The sequence below is a fragment of the Pseudomonas brassicacearum genome (assembly GCF_003732225.1).
Taxonomy (GTDB): domain Bacteria; phylum Pseudomonadota; class Gammaproteobacteria; order Pseudomonadales; family Pseudomonadaceae; genus Aquipseudomonas; species Aquipseudomonas brassicacearum_E.
In genome coordinates this window covers 108,703-125,934 of sequence record NZ_MOBJ01000005.1, presented here as the reverse complement: position 1 = coordinate 125,934, position 17,232 = coordinate 108,703, and the positions used below count along the sequence as shown (strand labels likewise).

Below are 17,232 nucleotides of genomic sequence, written 5' to 3'. Positions count from 1 at the left end.
CGCGGGCTGGTTTCGGTCATTCTGACCGAATCAGTCGACGCGGCGCGATGCGCCCGTCTTCGCTCACTTCACCGATACCGATGAAGCGACCATTGTGATCCTGTACTCGTACCATGCCGAACTTCGGTGCATCCGGGGCGCGTACCGGCTGGCCGTTGAGCCAGTAGAACGAGCTGTGCTCCGAGAACTGCAACAGTGGCCAATCCAGCAAGCCGCTGTCCGATGGCATCAGGAAGCGATCAACCGCTTCGTTGCCGCCTTCGGCATGTACTGCTTCCAACTCTTCCAGCGTGACCGTCTGGGCCAGACTGAACGGACCGGCCTGGGTACGTCGCAACTGCGCAACGTAAGCGCCACAACCAAGCTGTTCACCAATATCCTCCACGAGGGTCCGGATATAGGTGCCTTTGCTGCAATCTACGGCGAAGCGCGCAGTATCACCTTCAAAGGCCAGCAATTCCAAGCGCGCAATAGTAACAGAACGCGGTTCGCGCTCCACCACTTCACCTGCACGGGCCAGCTTGTACAACGGCTGACCGTCACGCTTGAGGGCTGAGTACATCGGCGGTATCTGACTGATTTGCCCACGAAATTTAGGCAAAACCGCTTCGATATCGGCGCGACCAACGGTCACCGGGCGCTCCTGCAAAACTTCACCTTCAGCGTCTGCCGTGGTGGTGGTCTTGCCCAATTGCGCCAGGGTTTCATAACCCTTGTCGGAGTCGAGCAGGTATTGCGAGAACTTGGTCGCCTCACCGAAGCACAGCGGCAACACGCCGGTGGCCAACGGATCAAGACTGCCGGTATGCCCGGCCTTCTCGGCATTAAGCAGCCAGCGAACCTTCTGCAAGGCCGCGTTGGAGGTGAACCCCAGCGGCTTGTCGAGCAGGATGATGCCGCTGACGTTACGACGGATACGTTTGACCTGAGCCACCGATTACTCCTTGGTGTCTACGGGTTCTGCCACGACCGGGTGCTGATTGTCTTCAGCCACGGCGCGTTCGATCAATGCCGACAGATGAGCCCCACGCACGACGCTTTCGTCGTAGTGGAAGTGCAGCTGAGGAACGCTGCGCAGTTTCATCTCGCGAGCCAGCTGCATGCGCAGGAAACCGGCGGCCGAATTCAGCACCTTGATGCTTTGAGCGATATCGTCTGCGCTGTCCTGGCCCATCACAGTGATGAAGATCTTGGCGTGACCGACGTCACGGCTGACTTCAACAGCGGTAATGGTGACCAGGCCGACGCGCGGGTCTTTGACTTCACGACGGATCAGTTGTGCCAGCTCACGCTGCATCTGATCGCCGATACGTTGGGTACGGCTGTATTCTTTTGCCATGTCTTGTTACCTGTTACTGCCTCACGGTGAAACCCGTGTGGTCTGAAAGCGGCAAACGCCCGGCCTGACAGAAGCCAGACCGGGCGTTGCGTTTAGAGTCCGGGTGATGCGCCGTGCATTTGCATGCGGCTGCCCATCACGGCTCTTGAAGTGCGCGAGTTAGAGGCTGCGAGCAACCTGAACCTTCTCGAAGACTTCGATCTTGTCACCGACTTTGACATCGTTGTAGCTCTTCACGCCGATACCGCATTCCATACCGGCACGTACTTCGGAAGCGTCATCCTTGAAGCGGCGCAGGGATTCCAGCTCGCCTTCGAAGATAACGATGTCTTCACGCAGTACACGGATTGGACGGTTACGGTGCACAACACCTTCGATAACCATGCAACCGGCGATCGCGCCAAACTTCGGCGAACGGAACACGTCGCGGACTTCAGCGATACCCAGGATGTTCTCCCGAACGTCGCTGCCAAGCATACCGGTCAGGGCTTTCTTGACGTCTTCGATGATGTCGTAGATCACGTTGTAGTAACGCATATCCAGACCTTCCTGCTCGACGATCTTGCGAGCGCCAGCATCGGCACGCACGTTGAAGCCAAACAGTACAGCGTTGGAAGCCAGTGCCAGGTTGGCGTCGCTCTCGGTGATACCACCGACACCGCCACCGACTACACGCACTTGCACTTCGTCGTTACCCAGGCCGTTCAAGGCGCCGTTCAACGCTTCCAACGAACCACGGACGTCGGATTTGAGGACGATGTTAAGCGTCTTCTTCTCTTCCTGGCCCATGTTCTCGAAGATGTTTTCCAGCTTGCCTGCGTGAGCACGAGCCAGTTTGACTTCGCGGAACTTGCCTTGACGGAACAGAGCCACTTCACGGGCTTTCTTCTCGTCGGCAACTACGCTCATCTCGTCGCCAGCGTCCGGGGTACCGTCCAGGCCGAGAATCTCGACAGGGATGGAAGGACCGGCTTCCTTGATTGGCTTGCCGTTCTCGTCGAGCATGGCGCGAACGCGGCCATAGTTCGAACCGACCAGCACCATGTCGCCTTGGCGCAGAGTACCGTCCTGGACCAGAACGGTTGCAACCGGGCCACGACCTTTGTCGAGACGCGATTCAACCACGACACCACGGCCAGGAGCCGAAGGAGTCGCTTTCAGTTCGAGAACTTCAGCTTGCAGCAGAACAGCTTCGAGCAGCTCGTCTACACCAGTACCGACTTTCGCCGAAACCGATACGAACGGAGTGTCGCCGCCCCACTCTTCCGAGGTCACGCCGTGAACCGACAGTTCGCTACGGATGCGATCGAGATCAGCGCCCGGCTTGTCGATCTTGTTCACTGCAACAACCAGCGGAACACCAGCAGCCTTGGCATGCTGGACAGCTTCAATAGTCTGCGGCATTACGCCGTCGTCCGCTGCAACCACCAGAATCACGATGTCGGTCGCCTTGGCACCACGAGCACGCATGGCGGTAAACGCGGCGTGACCCGGGGTATCGAGGAAAGTGACCATGCCGCGATCAGTTTCAACGTGGTATGCGCCGATGTGCTGGGTGATACCGCCGGCTTCGCCAGCAGCTACCTTGGCACGACGGATATAGTCGAGCAGCGAGGTCTTACCATGGTCAACGTGGCCCATTACGGTCACGACTGGTGCACGGGAGAAAGCCTCGCCTTCAAACTTCAGGGACTCGGCCAGGGAATCTTCCAGGGCGGTGTCGCTGACCAGGGTCACTTTGTGGCCCAGCTCTTCAGCTACCAGTTGAGCAGTTTCCTGATCAAGTACCTGGTTGATGGTCGCTGGAGTACCCAGTTTGAACATGAACTTGATGATTTCAGCAGCCTTGACCGACATCTGCTGAGCGAGATCGCCAACAGTGATGGTCTCGCCGATCTTCACTTCACGCACGACAGGGCCGGTTGGGCTCTGGAAACCGTGGGCGTTGCGCTTCTTCAGCTTGGCCTTGCCGCGACCACCACGACGGAAGCCATCGCTTTCTTCGTCGGTAGTACGTGGTGCAACGCGTGGAGCAGGCGCTTTTTCTTTGACCGAAGCACGATGCGGAGCGTTTTTGCGCTCACCATCACCCGCGCCACGACGATTGTTATCGTCGGCACGTGGTTTGTCCGGACGACGCTGTTCGTCGCGTTTGCGAGTGTCAGCCGCTGGTGCAGCCGCTACAACCGGCGCTTCACGCACTGGCTCGGCAACCGCAACAGGTGCTGCAACAGCTTCATTAGCAGCAGGTTGCGCAGCAGCAGGCTGACGACGCGCTTCTTCTTCGGCGCGACGCTTGGCTTCTTCTTCAGCCTTCTGACGTGCAGCATTTTCTACTGCGCGACGTTCTTCCAGTTCGCGTTTGCGCTCGGCTTCGATTTCTTCCGGGCTGCGCTGTACGAAGACTTTCTTCTTGCGCACTTCAACGCTGATGCTTTTGCTGCCAGCAACACGCAGGGTGCTGGTGGTTTTACGCTGCAACGTGATTTTGCGCGGTTCTTCCACTTTCGCCTTGTGGCTGCTTTTCAAGTGAGTCAGCAAAGATTGCTTCTCACTGTCGGTCACATGTTCCTCGGCGGCGGTGTGCGGCAGACCTGCCTCACGCATCTGCTGCAGCAGGCGCTCTACCGGTGTTTTGACCTCATCGGCCAGTTGTTTCACCGTGACTTGCGTCATGCACTTCTCTCCTCAGGCCGCGCCTATTACTCGAACCAATGGGCTCGGGCGGCCATGATCAACTTGCCGGCACGATCATCGTCAATGCCGTCGATGTCGAGCAGGTCGTCAATAGACTGCTCGGCCAGGTCTTCGCGGGTAATTACGCCGCGCACCGCCAGTTCCATCGCCAAATCCTTGTCCATACCCTCAAGCGAGAGCAGGTCTTCGGCCGGATGGGCGTCTGCCAGCTTTTCCTCAGTAGCGATGGCTTTAGTCAACAAACGATCCTTGGCCCGAGCGCGAAGCTCGTTGACGGTGTCTTCGTCAAAGCCATCGATGTTGAGCATTTCTTCCAACGGTACGTAGGCAATCTCTTCCAGGCTGGTAAAGCCTTCATCAACCAGCACCTGAGCCAGATCTTCGTCGACTTCCAGCTCGTCGATGAAGTTGCGCAGGATGTCGCCGGTTTCTGCTTGCTGCTTAGCCTGGATGTCCGATTCGGTCATCACGTTCAGGGTCCAGCCAGTCAACTGGCTAGCCAGACGCACGTTCTGACCACCACGACCGATGGCCTGAGCCAGATTGTCTGCGCCAACGGCGATGTCCATTGCATGGGCATCTTCGTCAACGATAATTGCCGCAACCTCAGCCGGGGACATGGCGTTGATCACGAACTGCGCCGGGTTGTCGTCCCACAGGACGATATCCACACGCTCACCGCCCAATTCGCCGGATACTGCCTGGACGCGCGAACCGCGCATACCAATGCAAGCGCCTTGCGGGTCGATGCGTTTGTCTTTGGAACGGACCGCGATCTTGGCACGCGAACCCGGGTCACGGGAGGCAGCCATTACTTCGATCAGGCCTTCAGCGATTTCCGGCACTTCGATGCGGAACAACTCGATCAGCATTTCCGGCGCAGTACGCGACAGAATCAGCTGCGGGCCGCGGTTTTCGGTGCGGATTTCCTTGAGCAGTGCACGCAGGCGCACACCCACCCGGAAAGTTTCACGAGAAATGATGTCTTCACGAGCCAGCAGCGCTTCAGCGTTGTTACCCAGGTCAACGATCACGTTGTCGCGGGTTACTTTCTTCACGGTGCCGGAGATGATTTCTCCCAGACGCTCGCGGTAAGCATCAACAACTTGAGCACGCTCGGCTTCGCGGACTTTCTGCACGATAACTTGCTTGGCAGTCTGCGCAGCGATGCGGCCGAATTCGATGGACTCGATTTTTTCTTCGACAACATCACCGACCTTCGCGCCAGGATGCGTTTCCTGGACCTTGCTCGGCCAGGTTTCGACAGCCGGATCATCCAGGTCCGCTTCTTCGACTACCGTCCAGCGACGGAAAGTTTCATAAGCACCGGTGTGGCGATTGATTTCCACACGCAGATCAACTTCGTCTTCAAAACGCTTTTTGGTAGCAGTGGCCAGAGCCAGCTCCAGCGCTTCAAAAATTACGTTTGCCGGTACGCCCTTTTCATTGGATACCGACTCAACAACCAGCAGTACTTCTTTGCTCATCGTACGCCTCGCCTTTCGCAAGCCATTGGATCCGCGGGATCCGCGTCTCAGTCAAAACTGGGAATAATGTTGGCCTTGTCGATCATATCGATCGGCAACAGGAATTCATGGTCTTCAACCTGCACCACGACGTCCTGTTCTTCTACACCGCGCAGAAGGCCCTGAAAGTTGCGTCGACCTTCGAAAGGCGAACGCAGCTTGATCTTCACTTGTTCACCGGCAAATTTTGCAAACTGCTCAATAGTGAACAGCGGGCGTTCCATGCCAGGCGAGGAAACTTCAAGGGTGTATTCAACGGAGATCGGATCTTCAACATCCAGCACACCGCTGATCTGACGGCTGACGATGGCACAATCGTCCACCAGCACGCCGCCCTCTTTATCAATATAAACGCGCAACATTGAGTGGCGACCTTGAGCCGAAAACTCAATACCCCAGCATTCATAGCCTAGGGCCACGACCACCGGGGCCAGCAAGGCCTGCAACTCTTCTAGCTTGCTCGACACCTGAACCCCCTCGTGCATGTATGTGCATGCTATGCAAAATAAAAAAATGGGCGAAACGCCCATCCTTGAAACGCCGTCGAATAGCGGCGTTGAAAGTGTCCAGCTAACAAAAAGCCCCTTAAAAGGGGCTCCTTAAACTGGTTGCGGGGGCCGGATTTGAACCGACGACCTTCGGGTTATGAGCCCGACGAGCTACCAGACTGCTCCACCCCGCGACAAAGCTGGGGCGGAAGTATACGACCGATCCCTAACAGGGTCAATGTAACCTTCCACCTACAAGAAAGCCCGCAACAGCGGGCTCTCCTGATAATTGGTACCGAGAAGGGGACTCGAACCCCTACACCCTATGGGCACAACCACCTCAAGGTTGCGTGTCTACCAATTCCACCACCTCGGCAATACTACGTTTGAAACCCTTCTTACTTTTGCTCTTGAGCTGGAGGTACGTCAGTCGCATTGGTTGCCGACTTTTGCTCTTGAAGCACCGGGACATCATCAGAAGCCGGTTTTTGCTTTGGAACTTCCAACACTGCTGGATTTGGCAAACCTACTTGAGTCAGCTGGTGAGCTTTCTCTTTAGCAAAGTAACCTAACCCTAAGCTGGTTATGAAGAAACCTGCGGCAAGTATAGCAGTAAACTTACTAAGAAAGGTAGAGGAACCTTGGCTTCCGAACACAGTATTTGAAGCACCTGCTCCGAAAGACGCGCCAGCATCCGCACCTTTACCCTGCTGCAGCAATACGAGAGCAACTACGCCCAGTGCACCCAGCAGATGAAAAACGACTACGACTGTTTCCAGCATTTTTTCAGTTTCCCGCGGCGCGACAAATCGCACCGAACTCATCTGCATTCAGGGAAGCCCCACCAATGAGCCCCCCATCGATATCCGGCATGCCGAACAGTTCGACCGCATTGGCCGCCTTCACGCTGCCGCCGTATAGAAGCCGCACACCTTGTGCGATTTCAGAATTCTCTGCCGCCAACTGCGCGCGAATGGCTGCATGCACATCCTGCGCCTGTTGCGGTGAAGCAGTCAGCCCGGTGCCAATGGCCCAGACCGGCTCGTAAGCGATTACCGCTCTTGCAAATGCACCAACACCCAGCTCCTCGATGATGCTGCCCAGCTGACGCCCGACAACCTCAAGAGTTTTTCCGGCTTCACGCTGCTCAAGGGTTTCCCCTATACACAACACCGGAATCAAGCCACATGCCTGTGCCGCTGCAAACTTGCGATTCAGTGTCCCATCACACTCGCCGATGATCTGGCGACGTTCGGAGTGCCCAACAAGCACCAGGGAACAACCTGCATCCACTAACTGACTCGGTGCAATTTCACCGGTCAATGCACCTTGCATGGCTTCCACCGCAGAGTTCTGCGCGCCGACCGAAATCGACTTGCCTTCCAAGCCATCAATCACTTGATTGATATACAAGCAAGGCGGGAATACCGCGATATCAACATCGCTCGGCAAGGCCAGATGACGAAGGCCGTTAATCAGCTCAGCGACGCTGGCGCGGGTACCGTGCATCTTCCAGTTACCAGCTACCATAGGGCGACGCATGCTGTACCTCGTCGGTCAAAGTGGGCGCAGATGTTACCCAACCACATCATTGCTGGCAAGCCGAAATCAGGCAGAAACTTCAGCAACCAGTTTTGCCAGCTCTTCGGCGTAACCACGAACCAGAGTTTCGTCCTCGCCTTCGACCATGACCCGTACCAGCGGCTCCGTGCCGGACTTGCGCAACAGCACGCGACCACGCCCTGCCATTGCCTTGGTAACGCGCTCGCTGGCTTCTTTGACAGCCGCATGTTCAACCGGGTTTGCACCACCGTCAAAACGCACATTGATCAAGATCTGAGGACACTTACGTAGCGCCTGACGCGATTGCGCGAGACCTTCGGAACGGCGTTTCAGCGACATCAACACCTGCAATGCAGCGATAATCGCATCACCCGTAGTGGTATGACTGAAGCACACGACATGGCCGGAGTTTTCACCACCCACCAACCAGTTACGCTCAAGCAACTCGGCGATCACATAACGGTCACCTACGTTGGCCCGCACAAAAGGAATCCCAAGATCCGCCAGGGCCAACTCCAGCCCCAGGTTACTCATCAAGGTTCCAACAACGCCACCCTGCAACTTGCCACGATCATGCAGATCGCGCGCGATGATGAACAGCAGCTCGTCGCCATCAACGATCGCGCCTGTGTGATCAACCATCAACACCCGATCACCATCACCATCGAAGGCAATGCCCAGGTCGGCCTGCTCGGCCACTACAGCTGCCTGCAGTTGCCCCATATGGGTCGAACCGCAATTGTGATTGATGTTCAGGCCATCAGGCTGTGCAGACAGCACCGTCACCTGCGCGCCCAACTCACGGAAAACACTTGGAGCCACTTTATAGGTAGCACCGTGCGCGCAGTCGATCACAATTTTCAGACCAGCGAAATTGGTACCGGTTGGCACGCTACTTTTGCAGAACTCGATGTAACGGCCAGAGGCATCGTTGATTCGCGAGACTTTGCCGATCTTGCTCGACTCAACCACGGTCATCGGCGTATCGAGCAACTCTTCGATCATCAGCTCAATATCGTCCGGCAGTTTCGTGCCCTGACCGGAGAAAAACTTGATGCCGTTATCGTCATGAGGATTGTGCGAAGCACTGATCACGATGCCGGCTTCAGCATGGAAGGTGCGCGTCAAATAGGCGATAGCCGGAGTAGGCATCGGCCCCAGCAGCATGACATCAGCCCCGGCGGAGGTAAGCCCGGCCTCAAGCGCCGACTCGAACATATAACCAGAGATTCGAGTGTCCTTGCCAACCAGAACCTTGCAAGCACCCTTACTGCGGAAAGCCATGCCCGCGGCCCAGCCGAGCTTAAGCATGAATTCGGGGGTAATCGGGTACTCGCCGACCCGACCACGAATGCCGTCGGTGCCAAAATATTTCTTAGTCATAAGTGCTCCAGCATTCTTATTCGGCGGATTCAACCGCTGTGATCATCCGTACCACATCTACTGTTTCGGCCACGTCATGCACACGCAAGATGCGCGCGCCCTTGACGACAGCCAACGCCGCGAGAGCCAGACCGCCATGCAGCCGCTCTCCCACCGGGCGATTCAATGCCTGCCCGATCATGCTCTTTCGCGAAACCCCGACCAACAGGGGCCGCCCCAAGGCATGCAGGGCCTCCATATGCTTGAACAGACTCAAATTGTGCTGCAGATTTTTCGCAAACCCGAAACCCGGATCAAGAATAATCCGCTCGGCCGGAATACCGACCGCAGCACATGACGCCATACGCCCGGCAAGAAACTCACCGACTTCGCTCGTCACGTCATCATAATGCGGATTGTCCTGCATATCTCCCGGCTCACCGAGCATATGCATCAGACACACCGGCAATCCGGTGGCTGCCGCTGCATCCAGCGCACCGTCTCGACGCAGTGAACGCACATCGTTGATCAGACCCGCCCCCAGACGCGCGGTTTCACGCATGACCGCAGGTGTCGAGGTATCGACCGAGATAATCACATCAAGTTCGCGATGAATCCGCTCGACGATCGGCGCCACGCGCTCGAGCTCCTCAAGCGGCGAGACTGCTCGTGCGCCAGGCCGGGTCGATTCTCCACCTACATCAATGAGGGTCGCACCGGCAGCCACCATCGCCTCAGCGTGTCGCAGAGCAGCATCAAGCTGGCTGAAGCGACCACCATCGGAGAAAGAATCAGGAGTGACATTGAGAATGCCCATGACATGCGCATGGGCCAAATCAAGAACCCGGTTGCCGCAAGGCAACCGGGTTGAGGACTGTGCAAGAGTCATTTCAAACCTTAGACGTCGGCGGCCGGACCACCGATAGGGGTTTGCGGACGCTCTTCCTGTACGACAGGAGGAGTACCAGTGCCACCCGACCAGTCACGAGGCTCACGTGGTGTGCGACCGGCCATGATGTCATCGATCTGTTCAGCATCAATGGTTTCGTACTTCATCAGCGCATCGGCCATGGCATCGAGCTTGTCGCGGTTGTCCGTCAGGATCTGCTTGGCCGTGCCGTAGCACTGATCAATGATGCTGCGAACTTCAGAATCGATCAGCTTGGCGGTCTCGCCCGAGAAGCTGGCGTGTTGACCACCGCCACCACGACCGAGGAACACTTCACCTTCTTCTTCGGCATACATCAAAGGACCGAGTTTTTCAGACAGTCCCCACTTGGTGACCATGTTCCGTGCAATCTGGCTGGCACGCATGATGTCGTTGGAGGCGCCAGTGGTGACACCATCGAAGCCCAGGGTCATCTCTTCAGCAATACGACCGCCATACAGCGAGCAGATCTGGCTGATCAGCGCACGCTTGGACAGGCTGTAGCGATCTTCTTCCGGCAGGAACATGGTCACACCCAGTGCACGACCGCGCGGAATGATCGAGACCTTGTAGACCGGGTCATGCTCAGGCACGACGCGACCAACGATAGCGTGACCGGCTTCATGATAAGCGGTGTTCTGCTTCTCTTTCTCGGACATGACCATCGATTTGCGCTCGGCGCCCATCATGATTTTGTCTTTGGCCAGCTCAAACTCTTTCATCTCGACAACACGCTTGCCGGTACGAGCAGCGAACAGCGAAGCTTCGTTCACCAGGTTGGCCAGATCGGCACCAGAGAAACCTGGCGTACCACGCGCGATAACCGCTGGAGCGACGTCGTCACCCATTGGCACCTTGCGCATGTGGACTTTCAGAATTTGCTCACGGCCACGAATATCCGGCAGGCCTACGACAACCTGACGGTCGAACCGGCCCGGACGCAGCAGCGCCGGGTCAAGCACGTCTGGACGGTTGGTCGCGGCGATGACGATGATGCCGTCATTCATTTCGAAACCATCCATCTCTACCAGCAACTGGTTGAGAGTCTGTTCACGTTCGTCGTGACCACCGCCCATGCCAGCACCACGATGACGACCGACAGCGTCAATTTCATCGATGAAGATGATGCACGGAGCGTGTTTTTTCGCCTGTTCGAACATGTCGCGAACACGGCTGGCACCCACACCGACGAACATTTCGACGAAGTCGGAACCGGAGATGGTGAAAAACGGTACTTTGGCTTCGCCCGCAATGGCTTTGGCCAGCAGGGTTTTACCGGTACCCGGTGGACCCACCATCAGCACACCGCGAGGAATGCGGCCACCCAGGCGCTGGAACTTGCCCGGATCACGCAGGAACTCGACCAGTTCGCCCACTTCTTCCTTGGCTTCGTCGCAACCGGCAACGTCAGCCAGGGTGGTTTTCACCTGATCTTCGGAGAGCAGGCGCGCCTTGCTCTTGCCGAAACTCATCGGCCCGCCCTTGCCTCCGGCACCGCCCTGCATCTGCCGCATGAAGAACATGAAGACGGCGATGATCACCAGGATAGGGAAGCTTGCGACCAGGAGCTGAGTCCAGATGCTTTGCTGTTCAGGCTGCTTGCCTTCAACGACTACGTGGTTATCCACCAGGTCGCCGATCAGACCGTTATCCTGAATGGCCGGACGAATGGTCTTGAAGCTGTCGCCATCATTGCGCTTGCCAGTAATGACATAGCCGTCCACGGCTACGCGCTCGACCTTGCCATCCTTGACCTGCTGGATGAAGTCGGAATAGTTGAGGGTCTGCGGCTCGTTAGGGCTGGAGAAGTTGTTCATCACCGTCACGAGGACAGCCGCGATGATCAACCACAGGATCAGATTCTTTGCCATATCGTTCAATTAACTACCCTCTGAAGCAAGCTCCGCTACTGGCGCGCGCTTCGCATGATATTCACCGGCCTAACTTACTACATTACCTACGGCTCTGGCAGGCGCCGTCTGTAACCCTTTGTGAAACACTAACTACACAATATTCGTTACGCAGGATCTGTAAAGCGATACAAAAAAACCTATCGCCCTCTTAGAAACGCTCGACACTCTCGGAACCGTCGACTCCACGGAAACCACGCCCCAGCAAGTACTGCTCGCGGGACCTGTCACGCGAAGACAAAGGCTTGCGCATCTGTACCTTGTCAAACAGCTTGCGGATGTCCTTGTGGTATTCGTCGAAGCCTTCACCCTGGAAGACCTTGATCAAAAAATCACCACCGGGCCGCAAAACCCGACCGGCGAGATCCAGTGCCAACTCGCAGAGGAACATCGCCCGTGGCATATCTACTGCCGCCAATCCACTCATATTGGGGGCCATATCGGAAATCACAAGGTCTACCTGCGTATTTCCGACCGCCTCGAGGATCTGTGCCAGCACGGCATCCTCGGTAAAGTCGCCCTGAATGAAGGTCACATCCGGGATGCTGTCCATTTCCAGGATGTCGGATGCGATCAAACGACCCTGACCACCAATCAGACGACTGGTCACTTGCGACCAACCACCTGGCGCTGCGCCGAGGTCGATGACAGTCATGCCTGGACGGATCAGGCGATCCTTTTCCTGGATCTCCAGCAATTTGTAGCTGGCACGGGAACGATACCCGTCTTTTTGCGCCATTTTGACGTAAGGGTCGTTGAAATGTTCTTTCAGCCAGTTAAGGCTAGTCTTGGAACGGGCCACGGGCCACCTCAAAAAAATAAACGAGTCGCGATTAACTGGGCGGTCCCGGACTCGCTCGGGTAAACTGGCCGCCGCTTTTTACAAGATCAGACGCAGGGGTCAGATTATGCCGCTCACTCAAGAGCAGAAGAAACAGTACAAATCCATTGGCCACCATCTGAAACCAGTTTTGACTGTGGCTGACAACGGTTTGACTGAAGGTGTCTTAGCTGAACTGGAACGCGCATTGGGCGATCACGAGCTGATCAAGATCAAGCTCAGCATCCTCGATCGTGAATCGCGCCTGGCAGCCATTGCAGAACTGTGCAAGGCCGGCAAAGCGGATCTGGTACAAGTCATCGGCAAGATGGCACTGATTTACCGGAAGAACTTCAGCGTAAACAAGCAGCTGTCGAACGTCCATCGCTTCAAGTAATGAAACGGGTCAAGGGTGTGCTTCGCGCACCCTGCCACCCCATCCCGGCACCGGCTGCAAAACCAGCAGCAACCCGGAAAAGCCCAGAACAAGATAGCTGAACAACAACCATTGCTGTGCCTGCGGCCAGTCGATTCGCACGACGAAGTACATCGCACTCGCGTACAGCGCCATCAACAGCAGTTGCCCGCGAATATCGCGCCATAGACTGACAAGGCCCTTGGCCTGAACCAGCACCAAAACCTGAAAAACCACGCACGCCGCTGAAAACCCGACCAGCAGCGCACTCAGCATGCCTGAAATTTCGTCGATCAGCAGCGGCGCCAGGCCAATACGGCCCAGCACCGGCAGCAAACCGATGTGCAACAACCACAGGCCGCCAACCCATAACATCTGAGTCAGCTGCCAAAGCATGGCGCCCGCACGAAGCAAGCGCCTGCCTTCAGATATGGCGGACTTCGACAATCTCGTACTCGATAACGCCGCTAGGCGTTTTGACCGCCACCACATCACCCTCTTCCTTGGCAATCAAGGCGCGAGCAAGTGGCGAACTGACGGAGATCTTGCCGAGTTTGAAGTCAGCCTCATCCTCACCCACGATGTGGTAAGTGACGCTTTCATCCGTTTCGACGTTGGCGATCTCGACTGTAGTGCCGAAAATCACTTTGCCGGTGTGAGGAATGCTCGTGACATCGATGATCACCGCATTCTGCATGCGGCCTTCGATGTCGCGGATCCGCGCCTCGACCATACCCTGCTGCTCGCGAGCAGCGTGGTATTCGGCGTTTTCCTTCAAGTCACCCAACTCGCGGGCCGTACCGATGTCCTGGCTGAGCTTCGGACGGACGACCTTGGTCAGGTGAGCGTGTTCTTCTTCCAGGGCTTTCGCGCCCTGAACGGTCATTGGGTACTTGGTTATGCTCATGCCTTCAATCCTGCGTGTAGATCCTGCAAGCGGCGCACGGTCTTTTCCGGACCGAACTTGAGCGCTTCGCAGATAGCTTCGCCAGCAGCAATGGTGGTGGTGCAATAGATCTTGTGCTGCAAGGCATTACGACGAATGGAGTACGAATCAGCGATCGACTGACGACCTTCGGTGGTGTTGATGATCAGCGTGACTTCGTCATTCTTGATCATGTCGACCACGTGCGGACGACCTTCGGTCACCTTGTTCACACGACGCACTTTCAGGCCTGCGGCTTCGATCATCTTGGCAGTACCGGCAGTGGCGACCACTTCGAAGCCCAAGTTGATCAGATCACGGGCTACGCCTGCAACCAGTGGCTTGTCATCGTCACGTACGCTGATGAACGCGGTACCGCCGGTCGGCAGCACTTCGCTGGCGCCCATCTGGGCCTTGGCAAAGGCTTCGCCGAAGGTGTCGCCCACACCCATCACTTCACCGGTGGACTTCATCTCCGGGCCGAGGATCGGGTCAACGCCAGGGAATTTGGCGAATGGGAACACCGCCTCTTTCACGCTGTAGAAGTTAGGAATGATTTCTTTGGTGAAGCCGATTTCCTTCAGGGTTTTACCGGCCATGACGCGAGCCGCGATCATTGCCAGGGAAACACCGATGCACTTGGACACGAACGGTACGGTACGCGAAGCACGCGGGTTGACTTCGATGACGTAGATGTCTTCGCCTTGCAGCGCCAACTGAACGTTCATCAGGCCGACCACGCCCAGCTCCAGGGCCATTTTCTTGACCTGCTCACGCATCTCGTCCTGGATATGCGCAGGCAGCGAGTACGGCGGCAGCGAGCACGCGGAGTCACCGGAGTGAACGCCTGCCTGTTCGATGTGCTGCATGATCGCGCCGATGACGACGTCGGTGCCGTCGCAAACCGCATCCACGTCCATTTCGATGGCGCAGTTGAGGAAGTGGTCCAGCAGCACCGGGCTGTCGTTGGACACTTTGACGGCATCACGCAGATAGCGCTTGAGCTCTTCTTCTTCGTAGACGATTTCCATCGCCCGACCACCCAGTACATAGGACGGACGAACCACCAGCGGGTAACCGATCTTGCTCGCTGCGCGAATCGCTTCGTCTTCGCTGCGCACGGTGGCGTTTGGCGGCTGACGCAGGTTCAAACGCTCAACCATTTGCTGGAAGCGCTCACGGTCTTCAGCGCGGTCGATGGCATCCGGACTGGTGCCGATGATCGGCACACCGGCCTCTTCCAGCGCACGCGCCAGTTTCAGCGGGGTCTGGCCGCCGTACTGGACAATCACGCCTTTTGGCTTCTCGACGCGGACGATTTCCAGTACGTCTTCCAGGGTTACTGGTTCGAAGTACAGACGATCGGAGGTGTCGTAGTCGGTGGAAACGGTTTCCGGGTTGCAGTTGACCATGATGGTCTCGTACCCGTCTTCGCGCAGCGCCAGTGCCGCGTGTACACAGCAGTAGTCGAACTCGATGCCTTGGCCGATACGGTTAGGACCGCCGCCCAGGATCATGATCTTGTCGCGGCCCGACGGCGCGGCTTCGCACTCTTCCTCGTAAGTCGAGTAGAGGTAGGCAGTGTCGGTGGCGAACTCGGCCGCGCAGGTGTCAACGCGCTTGTAGACCGGGAACACTTCGAGCTTGTGGCGATGACGACGCAGGCTCTTCTCGGTCACACCCAGCAGCTTGGCCAGACGCTGATCGGAGAAGCCCTTGCGCTTGAGGCGGAACATCATGTCGCGGTCGATGCTGGTCAGACCCAGGGTCTTGACCTTCTCTTCGTCCTTGATCAGATCTTCGATCTGCACCAGGAACCATGGGTCGATCATGTTCATGCCGAAGATGTCTTCGACGCTCATGCCGGCACGGAAGGCGTCAGCCACGTACCAGATACGCTCGGCTCCCGGCACGGTCAGCTCGCGCTTGAGCACGCTCAGGCTTTCCGGATTGCTCAGGTCGAGCTTCTCGTCCAGACCACAAACACCTACTTCCAGACCGCGCAGGGCTTTCTGCAAGGACTCCTGGAAGGTCCGGCCAATGGCCATGACTTCACCGACCGACTTCATTTGAGTGGTCAGGCGGGCATCGGCGTTCGGGAATTTTTCGAAAGCGAAGCGTGGCAGCTTGGTCACGACGTAGTCGATGGACGGCTCGAAAGACGCAGGAGTAGCGCCGCCGGTGATTTCGTTCTGCAACTCGTCCAGGGTGTAGCCGATCGCCAGCTTGGCAGCGATACGCGCAATCGGGAAACCAGTGGCTTTCGAGGCCAGTGCCGAAGAGCGGGATACACGCGGATTCATCTCGATCACGACCATACGGCCAGTGTCCGGGCAAATGCCAAACTGAACGTTGGAGCCGCCAGTTTCAACGCCGATCTCACGCAGTACCGCCAACGAGGCGTTACGCATGATCTGGTATTCCTTGTCCGTCAGGGTTTGTGCCGGAGCAACGGTGATCGAGTCACCGGTGTGCACGCCCATCGGGTCGAAGTTTTCGATCGAGCAGACGATGATGCAGTTGTCCTTCTTATCGCGGACAACCTCCATTTCGTACTCTTTCCAGCCGATCAGCGATTCGTCGATCAACAGCTCTTTGGTTGGCGACAGGTCCAGACCGCGGGCGCAGATTTCTTCGAACTCTTCACGGTTGTAAGCGATACCGCCACCGGTGCCGCCCATAGTGAACGACGGACGGATGATGCACGGGAAGCCGAGCTTCTCGAGGACCGCGTTGGCCTCTTCCATGCTGTGGGCGATGCCGGAACGCGGGCAAGCCAGGCCGATGGATTTCATCGCCTTGTCGAAACGCGAACGGTCTTCAGCCTTGTCGATGGTGTCAGCGTTGGCACCGATCATCTCTACACCGAACTTCTCCAGAACGCCTTCGCGCTCCAGATCCAGGGCGCAGTTCAGAGCGGTCTGGCCACCCATGGTCGGCAGCAGCGCGTCCGGGCGCTCTTTTTCGATGATCTTGGCAACGGTCTGCCACTTGATCGGCTCGATGTAGGTCGCGTCGGCCATGTCCGGGTCGGTCATGATGGTGGCCGGGTTGGAGTTCACCAGGATGACGCGGTAACCCTCTTCGCGCAGGGCTTTGCAGGCCTGGGCGCCGGAGTAGTCGAATTCGCAAGCCTGGCCGATCACGATCGGGCCAGCGCCGAGAATCAGGATGCTTTTAATGTCTGTACGTTTTGGCATGGGTAGTCACTCAAATCCGCAGGTCCGACGACAATCTCCGAGGAGAAGCCGTCTTGATC

The 17,232-nt window shown here is 57.1% G+C and carries 15 protein-coding genes and 2 tRNA genes; 1 reads left to right on the top strand and 16 read right to left on the bottom strand.

The window, feature by feature from the left end:
- Positions 1–16: 16 nt before the first annotated feature.
- From truB to rlmE, 13 genes are all read right to left on the bottom strand, one after another.
- Entirely contained in the window at positions 17–934 is a 918-nt protein-coding gene (gene truB / locus BK659_RS06165) for a tRNA pseudouridine(55) synthase TruB (protein WP_123424215.1), read from the bottom strand.
- Between the two features lie 3 nt (positions 935–937).
- Positions 938–1,339: a 30S ribosome-binding factor RbfA gene (rbfA, locus tag BK659_RS06160; protein ID WP_123424214.1), complete on the bottom strand. Its 402-nt coding sequence runs from the start codon at positions 1,337–1,339 to the stop codon at positions 938–940.
- Between the two features lie 159 nt (positions 1,340–1,498).
- Complete coding sequence (infB, locus tag BK659_RS06155; protein ID WP_123424213.1) at positions 1,499–4,015, bottom strand: translation initiation factor IF-2; 2,517 nt, start codon at positions 4,013–4,015, stop codon at positions 1,499–1,501.
- 26 nt (positions 4,016–4,041) lie between these two features.
- The gene (gene nusA, locus BK659_RS06150; protein WP_019691793.1) at positions 4,042–5,523 is read right to left on the bottom strand and encodes a transcription termination factor NusA; all 1,482 of its coding nucleotides are present in this window, start codon (positions 5,521–5,523) and stop codon (positions 4,042–4,044) included.
- A gap of 47 nt (positions 5,524–5,570) precedes the next feature.
- Positions 5,571–6,029, bottom strand: coding sequence for a ribosome maturation factor RimP (rimP, locus tag BK659_RS06145; protein WP_038843818.1), 459 nt, complete (start codon positions 6,027–6,029; stop codon positions 5,571–5,573).
- Positions 6,030–6,167: 138 nt separating this feature from the next.
- Positions 6,168–6,244, bottom strand: a tRNA-Met gene (locus BK659_RS06140).
- Positions 6,245–6,340: 96 nt separating this feature from the next.
- Positions 6,341–6,426, bottom strand: a tRNA-Leu gene (locus BK659_RS06135).
- A 22-nt stretch (positions 6,427–6,448) separates the two neighbouring features.
- Positions 6,449–6,832, bottom strand: coding sequence for a preprotein translocase subunit SecG (gene secG / locus BK659_RS06130; protein WP_054594060.1), 384 nt, complete (start codon positions 6,830–6,832; stop codon positions 6,449–6,451).
- A 4-nt stretch (positions 6,833–6,836) separates the two neighbouring features.
- Positions 6,837–7,592, bottom strand: coding sequence for a triose-phosphate isomerase (gene tpiA, locus BK659_RS06125; protein ID WP_123424212.1), 756 nt, complete (start codon positions 7,590–7,592; stop codon positions 6,837–6,839).
- 66 nt (positions 7,593–7,658) lie between these two features.
- A complete protein-coding gene (gene glmM / locus BK659_RS06120; RefSeq protein ID WP_123424211.1) occupies positions 7,659–8,996 on the bottom strand; it encodes a phosphoglucosamine mutase in 1,338 nt (445 codons plus the stop codon).
- Between the two features lie 16 nt (positions 8,997–9,012).
- Positions 9,013–9,864, bottom strand: coding sequence for a dihydropteroate synthase (folP, locus tag BK659_RS06115; protein WP_123424210.1), 852 nt, complete (start codon positions 9,862–9,864; stop codon positions 9,013–9,015).
- Positions 9,865–9,872: 8 nt separating this feature from the next.
- Positions 9,873–11,774 (bottom strand): ATP-dependent zinc metalloprotease FtsH, encoded by a 1,902-nt coding sequence (ftsH, locus tag BK659_RS06110; RefSeq protein ID WP_123424209.1) that lies wholly within the window; start codon positions 11,772–11,774, stop codon positions 9,873–9,875.
- Positions 11,775–11,964: 190 nt separating this feature from the next.
- Complete coding sequence (gene rlmE, locus BK659_RS06105; RefSeq protein WP_123424208.1) at positions 11,965–12,615, bottom strand: 23S rRNA (uridine(2552)-2'-O)-methyltransferase RlmE; 651 nt, start codon at positions 12,613–12,615, stop codon at positions 11,965–11,967.
- Positions 12,616–12,721: 106 nt separating this feature from the next.
- Here rlmE and BK659_RS06100 point away from each other — a divergent pair, with 106 nt between their 5' ends.
- Positions 12,722–13,030, top strand: coding sequence for a YhbY family RNA-binding protein (locus BK659_RS06100; RefSeq protein WP_019691785.1), 309 nt, complete (start codon positions 12,722–12,724; stop codon positions 13,028–13,030).
- Between the two features lie 9 nt (positions 13,031–13,039).
- Here the strand turns inward: BK659_RS06100 and BK659_RS06095 are convergent, their stop codons facing one another.
- Genes BK659_RS06095 through carB form a run of 3 tightly spaced genes read right to left on the bottom strand, consistent with a single transcriptional unit; the run spans position 13,040 to position 17,173 of the window.
- Positions 13,040–13,444, bottom strand: coding sequence for an MFS transporter (locus BK659_RS06095; protein ID WP_123424207.1), 405 nt, complete (start codon positions 13,442–13,444; stop codon positions 13,040–13,042).
- A gap of 28 nt (positions 13,445–13,472) precedes the next feature.
- Positions 13,473–13,949 (bottom strand): transcription elongation factor GreA, encoded by a 477-nt coding sequence (greA, locus tag BK659_RS06090; RefSeq protein WP_071555727.1) that lies wholly within the window; start codon positions 13,947–13,949, stop codon positions 13,473–13,475.
- Between the two features lie 2 nt (positions 13,950–13,951).
- Positions 13,952–17,173 carry a carbamoyl-phosphate synthase large subunit gene (carB, locus tag BK659_RS06085; protein ID WP_123424206.1) on the bottom strand — a complete coding sequence of 1,074 codons (3,222 nt, stop codon included), beginning with the start codon at positions 17,171–17,173 and terminating at the stop codon, positions 13,952–13,954.
- Between the last annotated feature and the right edge of the window lie 59 nt (positions 17,174–17,232).